Source organism: Stenotrophomonas sp. AB1(2024) (assembly GCF_037482345.1).
Classification (GTDB): Bacteria; Pseudomonadota; Gammaproteobacteria; order Xanthomonadales; family Xanthomonadaceae; genus Stenotrophomonas.
This window is the reverse complement of the sequence record NZ_JBBHKO020000001.1, coordinates 2,318,652-2,333,696: the sequence shown is the minus strand read 5'-3', so window position 1 is coordinate 2,333,696 and position 15,045 is coordinate 2,318,652. Positions and strand designations below refer to the sequence as shown.

Here is a 15,045-nt window from a genome sequence, read left to right as displayed (position 1 = left end):
TGGTCACCGGGTGTGCCCGCCAGCGGACCCAACGCCTTGGGGCACTCTGGGCCGGCGGCGCTACATCTAGTGGCCGGCCTGCCTTGCAGCTTACGCCGGCACGGGGGCGTGTCAACGGCACGAAAGGTCGCAGGGGTCGCCACTGGCCATCGCCGATTTCATCGCCGGTTTAGCCGTCAGCGGACAGACTCATTCAGCTTGATTTACCGTATACGTGCTTTTCCTGCCCCACTGCCCGCCACGCGACCCCCGGATTCCCATGCGACCGCTCCCGACCCTGCTCACGCTCGCGCTTGCCGCCGCCTTCGGTGGCTTCGTCGCCTCCGCCATCAACGTCCACCTGGACAACCGCGCCGAAGCGGCACCGGCTGCGCTGGCAATTCCGGCCACGGCCGCGCTGCCGGCCTCGGTGGTCGGGCAGCCGGTGCCATCGCTGGCGCCGATGCTGGACCGGGTGATGCCGGCAGTGGTCAGCGTCAATACCAAGCAGGTGGTGCGGGTACGCAATCCTTACTTCAACGACCCGTTCTTCCGCCGGTTGTTCCCGGAAGTGCCGCAGGAACGCATCAATGAGTCGCTCGGCTCGGGGGTGATCATCGATGCGGCCGAAGGCCTGGTGCTGACCAACCACCATGTGATCGACAACGCCGACGACGTGCAGGTGACGCTGTCGGATGGGCGCACGGTGAAGGCCGAGTTCCTCGGTTCGGACCGCGACACCGACGTGGCGCTGATCCGCATTCCGGCCGACAAGCTCACCGCGCTGCCGCTGGGCGACAGCGCGCAGCTGCGCGTGGGCGACTTCGTGGTGGCCATCGGCAATCCGTTCGGTTTCAGCCAGACGGTCACTTCGGGCATCGTTTCGGCAGTGGGCCGCACCGGCATCCGCGGGCTGGGCTACCAGAACTTCATCCAGACCGATGCGTCGATCAACCCGGGCAACTCCGGCGGCGCGCTGGTCAACCTGCAAGGCCAGCTGGTGGGCATCAACACCGCCAGCTTCAACCCGCAGGGCAGCATGGCCGGCAACATCGGGCTGGGCCTGGCCATTCCGTCCAACCTGGCGCGCGATGTGGTGGACCAGCTGATCAAGCACGGCGTGGTGGTGCGCGGCACGCTGGGCATCGAAGCGCAGAACCTGACCCAGGCGCTGGCGCAGAACCTGGGGCTGGGCGAAGCACGTGGTGCGCTGGTCACGCGCGTGCTGGCCGGTTCGGGCGCTGCGGCGGCCGGGCTGAAGCCGGGCGATGTGGTGGTGTCGGCCAACGGCCAGCGGGTGGACAGCGCGGTGGCGCTGCACAACGTGGAAGGCCTGCAGCCGGTGGGCAGCGCGCTGACGCTGGAGGTTCGCCGCGACGGCAAGCCGCTGCAGCTCAAGGCCACGCTGAAGGAACAGGCACGTGCGGTGGCGGGTGAATCGCTGGATCCGCGCTTGACCGGCGCCACCTTCGTCGACCTGCCCGAGACGCTGCGCCAGGCCGGTAGCAGCGGGGTCATGGTCAGCGATGTCAAGCGCGGCAGCCGCGCGGCGAATTCGGGCCTGGCCGCCGGCGACCTGATCATCCAGGCCAGCGTGGGTGAATTCGCCGACCTGGCCAGCTGGCGCGCCAACTTCCAGCAGCGCCCGCAGCAGCTGGTGCTGCGCGTGGTGCGTGGCAACGCGCGCGGCGAGCTGGAAATGCGATGAATCCTTCAGGGGGTCATAACGTGCTTTACACCGCCCCGATGCTATTACCTTGAGTTCACTTCGACCGGCATCGTCTGCGGTCACCTTCCCCATCGCCTGCAACGGAGATTCACGATGAGCCCCACCAATACCGAGAACCTGAAGGAACACCTGGGTGAAGCCGGTTCGCACCTGAAGTCGGCGGCCACCGCTGCCGGCGGTGCGATCAAGGGCGCCACCGGCGCGGCCACCGACGAGCTGCGCATCGGCAAGGCCAACGTCAAGGCCGAACTTTCCGATACCGCGCTGTCGGGCCTGGCAGCCGCCGAATTCGGTGGTGCTGCTGCCAAGGAACAGGTCGATGCGCTGATGGACAAGGGCAAGGACCTGGTCGACAGCGCCGCCGAATTGATTCGCGAGCGCCCGCTGGCTTCGTTCGGCGTGGCCTTCGCCGCCGGCTGGATCATCGCCAAGCTGGCCCGCAGCGGCGGCGACAAGTAAGTCGGCGTGAGCGATCAGACACAGTCCACGCCCGACGGTGGAGCGGCAACGCCTCCACCCGATGGCGATGCCGGCCAGCGCGCGCCGCACCTGGATGAAAGCATCCGCGAGGTCGGCCAGGCCGGCCGCGCGACGGTGGATTCGGCCAAGCACACGCTGCGTTCGCTGCGCCGCCTGGCCTCGTTGGAGTTCGCGCTGGCACGCAGTGCGTTCGGCCGGGCACTGGCCTGGAGCGGCGTGGCGATCGTGTTTGGCGCCTCGGCCTGGCTGCTGCTGGCCGGTACGCTGATCGCGCTGATGCAGCGCTGGGGGCTGTCCTGGTTCCATTCACTGTTGATCACTTCCTTGATCAGCCTGGCCGTAACCGGCTATGCGATCTGGCGGGTGTCGTTCTTCTTCCGCCATACCGGCATGCATGCCACCCGCCGCCAGCTGTCGCGGCTGGGCCTGTTCGACGAGCCCAGCGATGAAGATCCCGATGCGCATGTCGGGGCCCCGGAGCGTACGCCATGAAGTTCGAAGCCCTGCGCCACCGCGTCAAGCGGGCTGAACAGGTAGTGGCTATCCGGGTCGGCGAGACCCAGTCCAGCTGGTTCACCCTCAGCCAGGCCTGGCGCGAAGGGTGGACCCCGATGCGCATCATCAGCGTGGGCTTGGCCGGCGGCTTCCTGGCCGGCAAGCTGGAACCGGGCAGCACCCGTTTCCACGGCGCCCGCTGGCTGCAGATGATCGGTTCGGTCTCCAACCTGCTGGCCAGCGCGCAGGCGGCCTTTGCCTCGATGCAGGCCAGCGAAGCGGCCGACACCGCCGAACAGGTCGCCGACAAGGTGGACGAAGCAGCGGATTCAACGCCGGTGGCACCCGTGCGGGCGGCAGCGCCTGCCGCCGCGCAACGGCAACCGCAGCCGGCAGAAGCCGCCACCGACGTGTCCGAACGTTAACCGGCTTTCCAACACGCCGCACGCACTCGGGTTGCCCAATAATGCGTCTCCTCTCCCGCGTGCGACCTGCATGAGCGTTCCTGCGCCCTCCCCCACCGATGCCGTTGCGGCACCGCCCCCGCCGCGCCCGCGCGCGCCCATGTCGCTGGTGGTGCTGGCCACGCTGGCGGTAGGCTTCACCCTGTGGGCCGCGCAGGAAATCATCCTGCCGGTGCTGCTGGCGATGTTCTTCGCGCTGGTGGGCAACCCCATCCTGCGCCTGCTCGGGCGTTTGTGGATTCCACGCTTCCTGGCCGCGGTGCTGGTGATCGGCGTCGGGCTCAGTGGCGCGGTGGCGTTGGGCGTACAGCTGGTGGGCCCGGCAATGGAGTGGGCGCAGGAAGCTCCGCAGCAGTTGCGCAAGGTGGCCCGCCAGGTGCAGAACCTGACCAAGCCGGTGCAGCAGGCCAACCTGGCGGCAGAGAACTTCGCGCGCGTGGCCGGCGGCGAAGGCAGCCGCCGGGTGCAGGTGGTGCGCACCCAGCTGGATGATCCGTACAAGGTGCTCACCCGGGCGCCGCGCCTGGCCGCATCGGTGCTGGCGGTGGTGCTGCTGACCCTGTTCTTCATGATCTACGGGCAGAACCTGCAGAAGCACGCGATCGCGCTGTTCCCCAGCCGCCAGCAGCAGCGGTTCACCACCGACATCCTGCGGTCGATCGAACGCGAGGTCTCGCGCTATGTGTTGACCATCACGGTGATCAACACGCTGGTGGGGCTGATTTTCTCCGGGGTGCTGTTGCTGCTGGGGATCAGCCTGCAGGAAGCCCTGCTGTGGGGCACGGTGGCGGCATTGCTGAATTTCGCGCCGTATGTGGGCCCACTGATCGGGGTGACGCTGATGCTGCTGATGGGGACCGTGGAGTTCAGCGACCCGTTCCAGGCCCTGCTGCCGGCCGCGTGCTACCTGGCCCTGCACACCCTCGAAGGCCAAGTGGTGACCCCGATCCTGCTGGGCCGGCGGATGGCGCTTTCGCCGCTGATCCTGATCCTGGCGCTGATGGTGTTCGGCTGGCTGTGGGGCATGGTGGGGCTGCTGCTGTCGGTGCCACTACTGGTGTGCATCAAGCTGGTGCTGGCGCGGCTGGACGGCGCCCAAGGGTGGGCAAAACTACTGGAGTAGAGCCACGCCCTGCGTGGCTGCGCCCACAGGCGTAGAATGGGCGGGTGAATTTTCCCGTCCTAGCCATCACCCTCGACCTCGACGACACCTTGTGGCCGTTCGCCCCCATCGGCGCCCGCATCGACCAGGTGCTGCACGAGTGGATGCTCCAGCACAGCCCCGCCACCGCCGCGATGTACCCGGTGGCGGCAATGCGCGAACTGCGCGAGCGCTCCTTCCGCGACAACCCGCAGCTGCACTACGACTTGAGCGCGCTACGCCGGCTCACCCTGCGCGAGGCGCTGGAAACCAGCGGTGCCGACCTGGCCCTGCTGGAACCGGCCTACGAGGCGTTCTACGCCGCGCGCAACCAGGTGGAGTGCTACCCGGATGCGATCGAGGCGCTGGCCCGCATCGCCGCGCGGGTGCCGGTAGCCGCGCTCAGCAACGGCAATGCCGACCTGGCCCGGATCGGGCTGGACCACCACTTCACCTTCCAGCTGGGCTCGCGTGAGCATGGTGCGGCCAAGCCGGCCGCCAGCATCTTCCATGCCGCCTGCGAACGCCTGGGGGTGCCCCCGGCACAGGTGCTGCACGTGGGCGACCACATCGAAATGGACGTGGTCGGCGCGATGCAGGCCGGCCTGCGCGGCTGCTGGATCAACCGCGTCGAACACACCTGGCACCACCCTTCACTGCAGCCCGACCTGCAGTTCGACACCCTGACCGGGCTGGCCGACTGGCTCGATGCGAACGCATCGCTGCAGCACGCCTGGCCACGAACGGAGCACGACCCCGCATGACCCAGATCACCGGCTTCACCACCGATTCGGCCAAGGCGCTGCCGCTGCACGTCATGGAGCGCGAACAGTTCGCGGCATGGCGCGCGCAGCAGAGCCCGGCACTGGTTGCCTGGCTGGATGCGCAGCACTTCAACGGCAGCGGTGGAAGCGTGGTGCTGCTGCCGGGCGAGCACGGCCTGGCGGGCGCCATCGTCGGCGTGGGCGACCCGGGCGATGCCTATGCCTACGCGCACGCCCCGTTCGCCCTGCCCGAAGGCAGCGTGTGGCAGCTGGCCGATGCGCTGCCGACCAACATCGAAACCCTGCTGCACCTGGGCTGGGGCCTGGGCAGCTACCGCTTCGCGCGCTACCGCAAGCCCAACCGCGCCCCGGCGCAGCTGCTGGCCACCCCGGCCGCCGAAGTGCGCGATGTGATCACCGCCAGTCTGCGCGTGCGCGACTGGGTGAACACGCCCACCGAGGACATGGGCCCGCAGCAACTGGAAGACGCCGCACGCGCACTGGCCGCCGCGCACGGCGGCCAGTGCGAGGTGATCACCGGCGATGCGCTGCTGGAGCAGAACTTCCCGGCCATCCACGCGGTGGGCCGCGCCTCGCACCGCGCGCCGCGCCTGATCGCGCTGCGCTGGGGCCAGGCCGGTCGCCCGCACGTGGCGCTGGTTGGCAAGGGCGTGTGCTTCGATACCGGCGGGCTGGACATCAAGCCGGCCGACGGCATGCGCAACATGAAGAAGGACATGGGCGGCGCCGCGCACGCACTGGCCCTGGCCGGGTTGATCATGGCCCAGGAATTGCCGGTGCAGCTGACCCTGCTGATTGCCGCCGTGGAAAACGCGATCGGGCCGGATGCCTTCCGCCCGGGCGAAGTGATCGCCACCCGCAAGGGCCTGAGCATCGAAATCGACAACACCGATGCCGAAGGCCGGCTGGTGCTGTGCGATGCGCTGACCTATGCCAGCGAACAGAAGCCGGAGATCGTGCTGGATTTCGCCACGCTCACCGGCGCGGCACGCATCGCGCTCGGCCCGGATCTGCCGGCGCTGTTCAGCAACAACGACACGCTGGCCCAGCAGTGGCTGCAGGCTGGCGAGACCACCCGCGACCCGGTATGGCGCATGCCGCTGTGGCGCCCGTACCTGCGTTACCTGCACAGCGGCATTGCCGACCTGGCCAACGCCGGTTCGCGCATGGCCGGTTCGGTGACGGCCGCGCTGTACCTGGAGCGCTTCATTGCCGAAGGCCAGGCCTGGGCACACCTCGACGTGTACGCCTGGAACGACGGTGAACGCCCGGGCCGCCCGGCCGGTGGTGAGGCGCTGGCGCTGCGGTCGGCGTGGAGCATGTTGAAGGGCCGGTACGCCTGATGTAGCGCCGGGCTCTGCCCGGCCTCGGTACACCCCACAGATCCCCGCCCCCGGCGGGGATTCGTCGTTTAAAGGTTGTCGAAAATGTGAATATCGGCGTGGCGGGGGTTCTGCGACCATGGCTGCACCCACCCCTCATGTTCGAGAAGGCAGGTTCGGCCCATGTCGCTCTTTCGATACACCCGCGCCGGCCGTGAGCCGGATGCCCCGCGCCCACCCCATTCGCCGCTGCTGTGGATCGCGCTGATTGCGCTGATTGCCGGCGTGCTGATCCTGGCCTTCGCCTGGCTGGCCGGCTGGCTGGGTCGCGACCGGGCCACGGTGCAGACCTTCACCGATACCATTGAAGCCACTGGTGCCAACCATCCCGGTTTCCGCCGTGCGCACAGCAAGGGCGTGTGCGTGAGCGGCACCTTCCAGGGCACGCCGGACGGCGCCGCGCTGAGTTCAGCGCGGGTGTTCCGCCAGCAGCAGGTGCCGGTGCTGGGCCGGCTGTCGATCGGCGGCGGCGACCCGCATGGCGCCGACGCCAATGCGCGGGTGCGCAGCATGGCGCTGCAGCTGGTCAGCGACGACGGCCAGGAATGGCGCACGGCCATGAACAGCTTCCCGTTCTTCGCCGTGCCCACCACCGAAGCGTTCCTGGAACAGACCCGCGCCGGCATTCCCGACCCGGCCACCGGCAAACCGGACCCGGCGAAGATGGCCGCCATCGCTGCCAGGTACCCCTCTGCGCGCGCCTTCGGCGAATGGGCCAGGACCGCGCCGTGGTCCACCAGCTGGGCCAACACCGACTACAACGGGGTCAACAGCTTCCGCTTCACCAACGCCGACGGGCAGAGCCAGGTGGTGCGCTGGAGCATGCGCCCGCAGGCCGCGTTCGAAGCGATGACGGCCGAACAGCGCGCGCAGGCCGGGCTGGATTACCTGGCCGACGAATTCAGCCAGCGGTTGGCGCAGGGCCCGGTGCGCTGGGACATGTGGGTGACGATCGCCGAGCCCGGCGATGCCATCAATGACCCCTCCATCCCGTGGCCGGACAGCCGCCGCCAGGTGAAGGTCGGCACGCTCAGCCTCACCGCCCTGCAGCCGCAGGCCGGCGGCGCCTGCAACAACCTCAACTTCGATCCGCTGATCCTGCCCAGCGGCATTGCTGGCACCGATGACCCGATCCTGGCGGCGCGCTCGGCGGTGTATTCCGAATCGTTCAACCGCCGCGAACGCGAAATCGCCAGCGGCAAGGCTGCCGACGCGACCGGCAAGGAGCGTGCGCAATGAGCCGCGATACCGGGCACTTCAACCTTACCGCGCGGGTGCTGCACTGGCTGATGGCGGTGCTGATCCTGACCATGCTGTTCGTGGGCGTGACCATGGTGGCCTCGTTGCACTGGCGGCCGCTGCTGGTGGACCTGCACCGGCCGCTGGGCATTGCGATCCTGCTGCTGGCCCTGGTGCGGCTGGCCAACCGCCTGCGCCACCGGCCACCGCCGCTGCCGGCCGATCTGCCGGCATGGCAGGCCGCCGCCGCGCATGCTTCGCACTGGCTGCTGTACGGGCTGATGCTGGCGATGCCGCTGGTGGGCTGGGCGATGCTGTCGGCCGGCGGCTATCCGATCCAGATGTGGAAAGGCGTGCTGCTGCCGCCGATCCTGCCGCATGACGTGGCGCTGTATGCCGCGCTGCGCAGCGCGCACAGCCTGCTGGCGTACGCGCTGTTCGCCACGGTGGTGGTGCACCTGTGCGCGGCGCTGTTCCATCTGTGGGTGCGGCGCGATGGCGTGTTCCAGGCGATGGCGAAGGGCCCCGACAGCGCCGGTAAATGACGTAGGGCCACGCCTTGCGTGGCTGCTTTTGGGATGCCTGACATTGCGCAGCCACGCCGAGAGCCTTTTCCCGTGTCGCCTGTAGCCTTGGGCGCGTGGCGACGCGTTCATCGCAATGGAGACCAGCTGTCATGGTGCGCGGCGTGACTCTACAGCCACCCCTTCTGCCTGGCGAGGCGATACGCTTCGATGCGGTTGGCCACGCCAAGCTTGCCTATGCACTCGGACAGGTAGTTGCGCACCGTGCCGGGCGACAACCCCAGCTGGGTGGCGATTTCACTGGCCGATCGGCCATCGCCGGACAAACGCAGCACCTGGCGTTCGCGATCATTGAGCGGGTCGGCCTGCGACCATGCATCCAGCGCCAGCTGCGGGTCGATGGCACGGCCACCGTGCTGCACCTGGCGCAGCGCATCGGCCAGTTTTTCCGCCGGCGCATCCTTGAGCAGGTAGCCGCACACACCGGCATCCAGCGCGCGGCGCAGGAATCCCGAGCGCGCAAAGGTGGTGACGATCACCACCTTGATCGGCAGGCCGTGGCGGGCGATACGCTGCGCCAGCTCCAGGCCGGACAAGCCCCGCATCTCGATATCGGTCACCAGGATGTCCGGCTGCAGCTGCTGCAGCATGCGCCAGGCGGCCTCGCCATCGGCCGCCGCGCCCAGCACCTCGATATCCGGCTCCAGCCCGAGCAGCGCCGACAACGCACCGCGCACCATCGCCTGGTCTTCGGCCAGCACGATACGGATCATGGCAACGCCTCGCTGGCCAGGGGGGCGCCCACCACCGTCGTGGGTACCGCCACGCTCGTGGCCGGTAGCGGCACCTGCACCGCCACCGTGGTGCCCTGCCCGCGCGCGGACTGCACCTGCATCGTACCGCGCAGCGCCGCCACGCGTTCGCGCATACCGGTGAGCCCGTTGCCATCGGCCTGTACATCACCTCGGCCGTCATCGCGAACCTGCATCGACAACATGCGCCCCTCCTGCGCGAATTCGACCCAGGCCTGGTGCGCGTCGGCATGCCGCACGATGTTGGTGGCCGCCTCGCGCAGCACCAGCGCCAGGCCGCGTTCGATGTCCACCGGCATCGGCGGCGGCGGGGTGTAATGCAGGTGCACGTGCTGGCATTCCAGCAGCAACCGCGCAGCGGCCAGCTCGGCGGCCAGGTCGCTGGCGCGGATACCGGTAACCGCGCTGCGCACTTCGGAAAGTGCCTGGCGCGCAATCGCTTCGGCTTCGCTGATCTCCAGGCGCGCACGCTCGGGGTCGCGGTCGAACAGCTTGCGCGACAACTCCAGCTTCAGGGTGATCAGCGACAGCGTGTGACCCAGCAGGTCGTGCAGGTCGCGGCCGATGCGCTCGCGTTCGGCGGTGGCGGCCAGCCGGCGCACTTCGTCCTGGGACAGCTGCAGGGCCGCGTCGCGATCCTTGTTGGTGCTTTCCACATTGATGATGACGCCGATGATGAACGCCATCGACGGAATCCACACCACCAGCTGCCAGTGGTAGCCCACCCACAGCGCGATGGCCACGAAGGCGGCATTGAGCGCCACCAGCTGGGCCAGGTAGCGCCATGCGCTGCCGGTGCGGCAGACCCTGAGGGTGACGCAGCCGAAGATGAAATAGCTGATGCCCGACGGATACCACGGCAGCAGCGCCAAGCCCATGGCGACCATGGCCAGGGCGTAACGCGGCCCGTATCGGCGCGGCGACAGCAGCTGGCGTGCGTAGAGCGCCAGGAACACGGGGTAGGTCAGCAGGGTCAGCCACAGCCAAAGCAGGCTGTAGCCGCCACCGAACATCGGGGTGAAGAACACCCAGCCGGTCCACAACAGGTGCACCGCATCGGTCCAGGCGGGCTTGCCGCGTCGCAGGTTGTCGGCAACGGCTGAATCCGGCGCGGGGCGTAGAAGTGATGAGAGCCAGCGGGGCAACATGGTGGGTTCCCGGTCGTAGGCGCGAGGCGCGATCATGGCAGCTTCCTCTTGATGTTATGTGGGTGGGTGCCGTAGAGCCACGCCCTGCGTGGCTGCGCGGTGCCCGGGGTAGACGTGGCGTCCTGCGGAGAGCAGCCACGCAGGGCGTGGCTCTACGATCCAGAAGCGGGGTCGGCATTGCCAGTCCCGCGCATCACCCCATGCAGGTGACAGCTGTCACTGCCCGGAACCCCGCCCTGCGGGCATCCTGTGCCCCAGCCAGACCCCTGCCGGTTTGCCCGTGACCGTGGTTGCGGTCACACTCGGCCCGATTCCACGTCCAGACTCACGATGAACGCATCCGCTGAACTGCTCAAGGAACTCCGCATCGACCGCAAGAAGGCCGCAGCCCCGCCGCCGCCTTCGTCGCCACGCCGTGGCCTGTGGATCGTGCTCGCCATTGTCGCGCTGCTGGTCCTGGGCGGTATCGCCTGGGTCGTGTTCGGCCGCGAACGCCCGATCCAGGTGACCACCGTGCCGGTGGTGGCCATCCAGCAGGGCACCGCCAGCAGCTCGGTGCTCGACGCCAGCGGCTACGTGGTGGCCCGGCGCATGGCCACGGTGTCGGCCAAGATCACCGGCAAGGTCCGCGAAGTCATGATCGAAGAAGGCATGCGGGTCGAAGAAGGCCAGATCATGGCCACCCTGGACCCGATCGATGCCAATGCCCAGCGCAGCCTGTCGTCGTCGCAGCTGGAAGCGGCACGCAGCCAGCTGGCCGGTTTGCAGGCCCAGGTGGCCCAGGCCGATGCCGAAGCCGGGCGCCTGCAGACGCTGGTCAGCCAGCAGCTGGTCTCGCGTTCCCAGTATGACCAGGCCATCGCCCAGCGCGACAGCCTGCGCGCGCAGCTGCGCACCGCCCAGCGCAACACCCGCGTGGCCGGCGATGCGCTGGCCATCGCCGACTTGGGCGTGGACAACAACATCGTGCGCGCGCCGTTCTCCGGCGTGGTCACCGCCAAGGCGGCGCAGCCGGGCGAGATCGTGTCGCCGCTGTCGGCCGGTGGCGGCTTCACCCGCACCGGTATCGGCACCATCGTGGACATGGATTCGCTGGAGATCGAAGTGGAAGTGGGCGAGGCCTTCATCGGCCGCGTGCAGCCCAAGATGCCGGTCGAGGCCACGCTCAATGCGTATCCGGAATGGAAGATTCCGGCCGAAGTGATTGCCATCATTCCCACCGCCGACCGCGGCAAGGCCACGGTCAAGGTACGCGTGGCGTTGAAGACCAAAGACCCGCGCATCGTGCCGGAAATGGGCGTGCGGGTGAGCTTCCTGGAAGCGGCCGCACCGGCCCAGGCCGAAGCGCCCAAGGGCGTGCGCGTGCCGGCGGCGGCGCTGGTGGAGCGCGACCAGAAGACGGTGGCGTTTGTAGTGGGCGATGACAGGCGCGTGCGGCAGGTGCCGGTCACGGTGGGCGTGGCGCTCAACAACGACCGCCAGGTCACCGCCGGCCTCAGCGCCGGCCAGCAGGTGGTCAACAACCCGCCGCCGGAACTGCGCGATGGCAGCGCGGTGGTGGAAAAGCAGGCGCAGTAAGCAAAGCGGTGCCGCGACCTGGTCGCGAGCCGATGGTGTGCGATTCCCTTCTTCCAACGATTCATGGAGAACCACCCATGTCCACCCTGGTTTCGCTCCGCAACATCACCAAGACCTACCAGCGCGGCCCTGAAAAGGTGCAGGTGCTGCACGGTATCGACCTGGACATCCAGCGCGGCGACTTCGTCGCCCTGATGGGCCCGTCCGGCTCGGGCAAGACCACCCTGCTCAACCTTATCGGCGGGCTGGATACGCCCACTGGCGGTGAGATCGAGATCGAAGGCGAGCGCATCGACCGCATGTCCGGCGGCCAGCTGTCCACCTGGCGCAGCCACCATGTGGGCTTCGTGTTCCAGTTCTACAACCTGATGCCGATGCTCACCGCGCAGAAGAACGTGGAGCTGCCGTTGCTGCTCACCCACCTGGGTGCGGCGCAGCGCAAGCGCAATGCCGAGATCGCGCTCACGCTGGTGGGCCTGGCCGACCGCCGCAGCCACCGCCCCAATGAGCTGTCGGGCGGCCAGCAACAGCGCGTGGCGATCGCCCGGGCCATCGTTTCCGACCCCACCTTCCTGATCTGCGATGAGCCCACCGGCGACCTGGACCGCGCCTCGGCCGAGGAGATCCTGTTGCTGCTGCAGCAGCTCAACCGCGAGCACGGCAAGACCATCATCATGGTCACCCACGACCCCAAGGCCGCCGAGTACGCCACCCATACGGTGCACCTGGACAAGGGTGAGCTCGCCGAAGCACCTGCGGCCCACTGACGGAGGTCACTGCGATGAAGTATTTCTCGCTCATATGGGCGCAGCTGTTCCGCAGCAAGACGCGGACCCTGTTGACCCTGCTGTCGGTGGTGGCCGCGTTCCTGCTGTTTGGCATGCTCGATTCGGTGCGCGTGGCCTTCAGCTCCGGCGGCAGCGTGGAAGGCGCCAACCGCCTGATCGTGGCCTCGCGCCTGTCCATCACCCAGTCGCTGCCGATCCGCCTGGAACCGCAGGTGCGCCAGGTGCCCGGGGTGAAGGATGTGACCTCCGGCATGTGGTTCGGCGGCATCTACCAGGACCCGAAGAACTTCTTCGCCAACTTCTCGGTGGCGCCGAACTACTTCGATGTCTACCGCGAACTGCAGCTGCCGCCGGAACAGCTCAAGGCCTTCCAGGACACCCAGACCGGTGCGGTGGTGGGCGAAACGCTGGCCAAGGAATTCGGCTGGAAGATCGGCGACACCATACCGCTGCAGGCCACCATCTTCCCGCGTGGCGGCAGCAACGACTGGCCGCTGCAACTGGTGGGCGTCTTCCGTTCCAAGGACCGCACGCTGGCGGCCAATGAAGAGCGCCAGTTGATGATGAACTGGAAGTACTTCGACGAAAGCAACGACTACATCAAGAACCAGGTCAGCTGGTTCACCGTCACCCTGGACAACCCGGACCACTCCTCGCGGGTGGCCCAGGCCATCGATGCGATCTCGGCCAATTCGGACCATGAAACCAAGACCCAGACCGAATCGGCGTTCCAGCAGGCCTTCGTCAAGCAGTTCGCCGACATCGGCCTGATCGTCACTTCGATCATGGGCGCGGTGTTCTTCACCCTGCTGCTGCTCACCGGCAACACCATGGCCCAGGCGGTGCGCGAACGCGTGCCCGAACTGGCCACGCTGAAGACGCTGGGCTTCAAGGACAGCACCGTGCTGGTGCTGGTGATGATCGAATCGGTGTTGTTGATCGGGCTGGGCGGTGCCATCGGCATGGGCCTGGCCGCGACCATCCTGCCGGTACTGGCGCCGAGAACCCAAGGTCTGCTGCCGCCGCATGTACCCACCCAGACCTGGTTGATGGGCGTTGGCTTGATCCTGCTGATCGGTGTGGTGGTGGGCCTGCTGCCGGCGCTACGCGCCAAGCGGCTGAAGATCGTCGACGCCCTCGCGGGCCGCTGAGGAGAATCGACATGAAGAAGCAATGGTTGGGCAATCTGTTGTCGGTGCTGCTGCTGGCGGTGTTGCTGACGGTATGGATCATGCTGCCCTGGCAGGGCGTGCTCGCGGTCGTGGTGGGCGTGGTGCTGTGGCTGCTGTTTACCCGCAGCGGGCGGCTGGCGCTGGCCGCCACCCGGATCGGCGTGGCCAGCCTGCCGCAACGTTGGGGCGCCTCGTCGGTGGTGGTGGTGGGCATTGCCGGCGTGGTCGGCGTGCTGGTGGCGATGCTGGCGATGGGCCAGGGCTTCCAGGCCACGCTCAACAGCACCGGCGATGACAGCACCGCGATCGTGCTGCGCGGCGGTTCGCAGGCCGAAACCAATTCGGTGATCACCCGCGACCAGGTGCCCCTGCTGTCCACGCTGCCGGGCGTGGCCAAGGACGCGCAGGGCAGGCCGATGATCTCGCCGGAACTGTCGCAGGTGGTCAACCTGGTGTCCAAGGGCGACGGCACCGACGTCAACGCGCAGTTCCGTGGCGTGGGCGAGATGGCCTGGGCGGTGCACGACAAGGTGAAGATCACCGAAGGCCGCCGCTTCAATCCCGGCCTGCGCGAGATCGTGGTGGGCAAGGGGGCGCAGGGCCAGTTCCGTGGGTTGGAGGTGGGCAAGTCGCTCACCCTGGGCAACCAGCAGTGGACCGTAGTGGGCGTGTTCAACTCCGGCGATGCGCACGACTCGGAACTGTGGACCGATGCCGAAACGCTGGCCAATACCTACCAGCGCAGCGCGTGGCAATCGATCAGCGTGCGCACCGCTGGCAAGGCCGGGTTCGATCAGTTCAAGGCCGGCGTCGCTGCCGACCCGCGTCTGAAGTTGGATGTGGAAACCACGCGGGCGTACTACGCCAAGCAGGGCGGTGGCCTGAACACCCTGATCAAGGTGCTGGGCACGGTGATCGGCGCGATCATGGCGGTGGGTGCGGTGTTTGGCGCGCTCAACACCATGTATGCGGCAGTGGCCACCCGTGCGCGTGAGATCGCCACCATGCGCGCAATCGGTTTCCGTGGCGTGCCGGTGGTGACCGCGATCATGCTGGAGACCATGCTGCTGGCGTTGATCGGCGGCCTGCTCGGTGGACTGGTGGCCTGGGCGATCTTCAATGGCTACAGCGTGTCCACCATCGGCAGCAACTTCAGCCAGGTGGTGTTCCAGTTCAAGGTCTCGCCCGAGCTGTTGTGGAGCGGGCTGAAATGGGCGCTGGGCATCGGGCTGGTGGGCGGGCTGTTCCCCGCGCTGCGTGCGGCGCGGTTGCCTATAACCACGGCGTTGCGCGAAACCTGATGCATGGAACCACCGTGCCCCCGGAGGG

General features: G+C 67.9%; 15 protein-coding genes. 13 read left to right on the top strand and 2 right to left on the bottom strand.

What is annotated here, in order from left to right:
- Positions 1–259: 259 nt before the first annotated feature.
- The 9 genes from WIX41_RS10685 to WIX41_RS10645 all read left to right on the top strand — a co-directional run bounded on the left by WIX41_RS10685 (position 260) and on the right by WIX41_RS10645 (position 8,239).
- Positions 260–1,687, top strand: coding sequence for a Do family serine endopeptidase (locus WIX41_RS10685; protein WP_339447365.1), 1,428 nt, complete (start codon positions 260–262; stop codon positions 1,685–1,687).
- Positions 1,688–1,801: 114 nt separating this feature from the next.
- Positions 1,802–2,167: a hypothetical protein gene (locus WIX41_RS10680; protein WP_017355212.1), complete on the top strand. Its 366-nt coding sequence runs from the start codon at positions 1,802–1,804 to the stop codon at positions 2,165–2,167.
- A gap of 6 nt (positions 2,168–2,173) precedes the next feature.
- Positions 2,174–2,680 carry a phage holin family protein gene (locus WIX41_RS10675; RefSeq protein ID WP_339447364.1) on the top strand — a complete coding sequence of 169 codons (507 nt, stop codon included), beginning with the start codon at positions 2,174–2,176 and terminating at the stop codon, positions 2,678–2,680.
- Entirely contained in the window at positions 2,677–3,108 is a 432-nt protein-coding gene (locus WIX41_RS10670) for a hypothetical protein (protein WP_339447362.1), read from the top strand. Before WIX41_RS10675 ends, WIX41_RS10670 begins: the two co-directional genes overlap by 4 nt.
- 70 nt (positions 3,109–3,178) lie before the next feature.
- Positions 3,179–4,270 carry an AI-2E family transporter gene (locus WIX41_RS10665; protein ID WP_339447360.1) on the top strand — a complete coding sequence of 364 codons (1,092 nt, stop codon included), beginning with the start codon at positions 3,179–3,181 and terminating at the stop codon, positions 4,268–4,270.
- Between the two features lie 44 nt (positions 4,271–4,314).
- Entirely contained in the window at positions 4,315–5,052 is a 738-nt protein-coding gene (locus tag WIX41_RS10660) for an HAD family hydrolase (RefSeq protein ID WP_339447359.1), read from the top strand.
- Positions 5,049–6,416 carry a leucyl aminopeptidase family protein gene (locus WIX41_RS10655; protein ID WP_339447358.1) on the top strand — a complete coding sequence of 456 codons (1,368 nt, stop codon included), beginning with the start codon at positions 5,049–5,051 and terminating at the stop codon, positions 6,414–6,416. The genes WIX41_RS10660 and WIX41_RS10655 overlap by 4 nt, the downstream gene beginning before the upstream one ends.
- Positions 6,417–6,578: 162 nt before the next feature.
- Positions 6,579–7,694, top strand: a complete 1,116-nt coding sequence (locus WIX41_RS10650; protein WP_339447356.1) for a catalase family peroxidase — start codon at positions 6,579–6,581, stop codon at positions 7,692–7,694.
- Positions 7,691–8,239 carry a cytochrome b gene (locus tag WIX41_RS10645; protein WP_339447355.1) on the top strand — a complete coding sequence of 183 codons (549 nt, stop codon included), beginning with the start codon at positions 7,691–7,693 and terminating at the stop codon, positions 8,237–8,239. The genes WIX41_RS10650 and WIX41_RS10645 overlap by 4 nt, the downstream gene beginning before the upstream one ends.
- Positions 8,240–8,388: 149 nt before the next feature.
- Here the strand turns inward: WIX41_RS10645 and WIX41_RS10640 are convergent, their stop codons facing one another.
- Both WIX41_RS10640 and WIX41_RS10635 read right to left on the bottom strand, forming a co-directional pair.
- Positions 8,389–8,991 carry a response regulator transcription factor gene (locus WIX41_RS10640; RefSeq protein ID WP_339447353.1) on the bottom strand — a complete coding sequence of 201 codons (603 nt, stop codon included), beginning with the start codon at positions 8,989–8,991 and terminating at the stop codon, positions 8,389–8,391.
- Entirely contained in the window at positions 8,988–10,214 is a 1,227-nt protein-coding gene (locus WIX41_RS10635; protein ID WP_339447351.1) for a sensor histidine kinase, read from the bottom strand. Before WIX41_RS10635 ends, WIX41_RS10640 begins: the two co-directional genes overlap by 4 nt.
- A gap of 294 nt (positions 10,215–10,508) precedes the next feature.
- Between WIX41_RS10635 and WIX41_RS10630 the strand changes: the two genes are divergently transcribed.
- From WIX41_RS10630 to WIX41_RS10615, 4 genes are all read left to right on the top strand, one after another.
- Entirely contained in the window at positions 10,509–11,756 is a 1,248-nt protein-coding gene (locus tag WIX41_RS10630) for an efflux RND transporter periplasmic adaptor subunit (protein ID WP_339447349.1), read from the top strand.
- Between the two features lie 77 nt (positions 11,757–11,833).
- Positions 11,834–12,523 carry an ABC transporter ATP-binding protein gene (locus tag WIX41_RS10625; protein WP_339447347.1) on the top strand — a complete coding sequence of 230 codons (690 nt, stop codon included), beginning with the start codon at positions 11,834–11,836 and terminating at the stop codon, positions 12,521–12,523.
- Positions 12,524–12,537: 14 nt separating this feature from the next.
- Positions 12,538–13,695 (top strand): ABC transporter permease, encoded by a 1,158-nt coding sequence (locus WIX41_RS10620; RefSeq protein WP_339447345.1) that lies wholly within the window; start codon positions 12,538–12,540, stop codon positions 13,693–13,695.
- Between the two features lie 11 nt (positions 13,696–13,706).
- A complete protein-coding gene (locus tag WIX41_RS10615) occupies positions 13,707–15,017 on the top strand; it encodes an ABC transporter permease (RefSeq protein ID WP_339447343.1) in 1,311 nt (436 codons plus the stop codon).
- Positions 15,018–15,045: the final 28 nt, after the last annotated feature.

Excerpts from the sequence above, each read along its gene's own strand:
- WIX41_RS10650 (WP_339447356.1), top strand. The coding sequence starts at position 6,579 with ATGTCGCTCTTTCGATACACCCGCGCCGGCCGTGAGCCGGATGCCCCG.
- WIX41_RS10670 (WP_339447362.1), top strand. The coding sequence starts at position 2,677 with ATGAAGTTCGAAGCCCTGCGCCACCGCGTCAAGCGGGCTGAACAGGTA.
- WIX41_RS10645 (WP_339447355.1), top strand. The coding sequence starts at position 7,691 with ATGAGCCGCGATACCGGGCACTTCAACCTTACCGCGCGGGTGCTGCAC.
- WIX41_RS10665 (WP_339447360.1), top strand. The coding sequence starts at position 3,179 with ATGAGCGTTCCTGCGCCCTCCCCCACCGATGCCGTTGCGGCACCGCCC.
- WIX41_RS10655 (WP_339447358.1), top strand. The coding sequence starts at position 5,049 with ATGACCCAGATCACCGGCTTCACCACCGATTCGGCCAAGGCGCTGCCG.
- WIX41_RS10640 (WP_339447353.1), bottom strand. The coding sequence starts at position 8,991 with ATGATCCGTATCGTGCTGGCCGAAGACCAGGCGATGGTGCGCGGTGCG.
- WIX41_RS10620 (WP_339447345.1), top strand. The coding sequence starts at position 12,538 with ATGAAGTATTTCTCGCTCATATGGGCGCAGCTGTTCCGCAGCAAGACG.
- WIX41_RS10625 (WP_339447347.1), top strand. The coding sequence starts at position 11,834 with ATGTCCACCCTGGTTTCGCTCCGCAACATCACCAAGACCTACCAGCGC.
- WIX41_RS10685 (WP_339447365.1), top strand. The coding sequence starts at position 260 with ATGCGACCGCTCCCGACCCTGCTCACGCTCGCGCTTGCCGCCGCCTTC.
- WIX41_RS10630 (WP_339447349.1), top strand. The coding sequence starts at position 10,509 with ATGAACGCATCCGCTGAACTGCTCAAGGAACTCCGCATCGACCGCAAG.
- WIX41_RS10680 (WP_017355212.1), top strand. The coding sequence starts at position 1,802 with ATGAGCCCCACCAATACCGAGAACCTGAAGGAACACCTGGGTGAAGCC.
- WIX41_RS10635 (WP_339447351.1), bottom strand. The coding sequence starts at position 10,214 with ATGATCGCGCCTCGCGCCTACGACCGGGAACCCACCATGTTGCCCCGC.
- WIX41_RS10615 (WP_339447343.1), top strand. The coding sequence starts at position 13,707 with ATGAAGAAGCAATGGTTGGGCAATCTGTTGTCGGTGCTGCTGCTGGCG.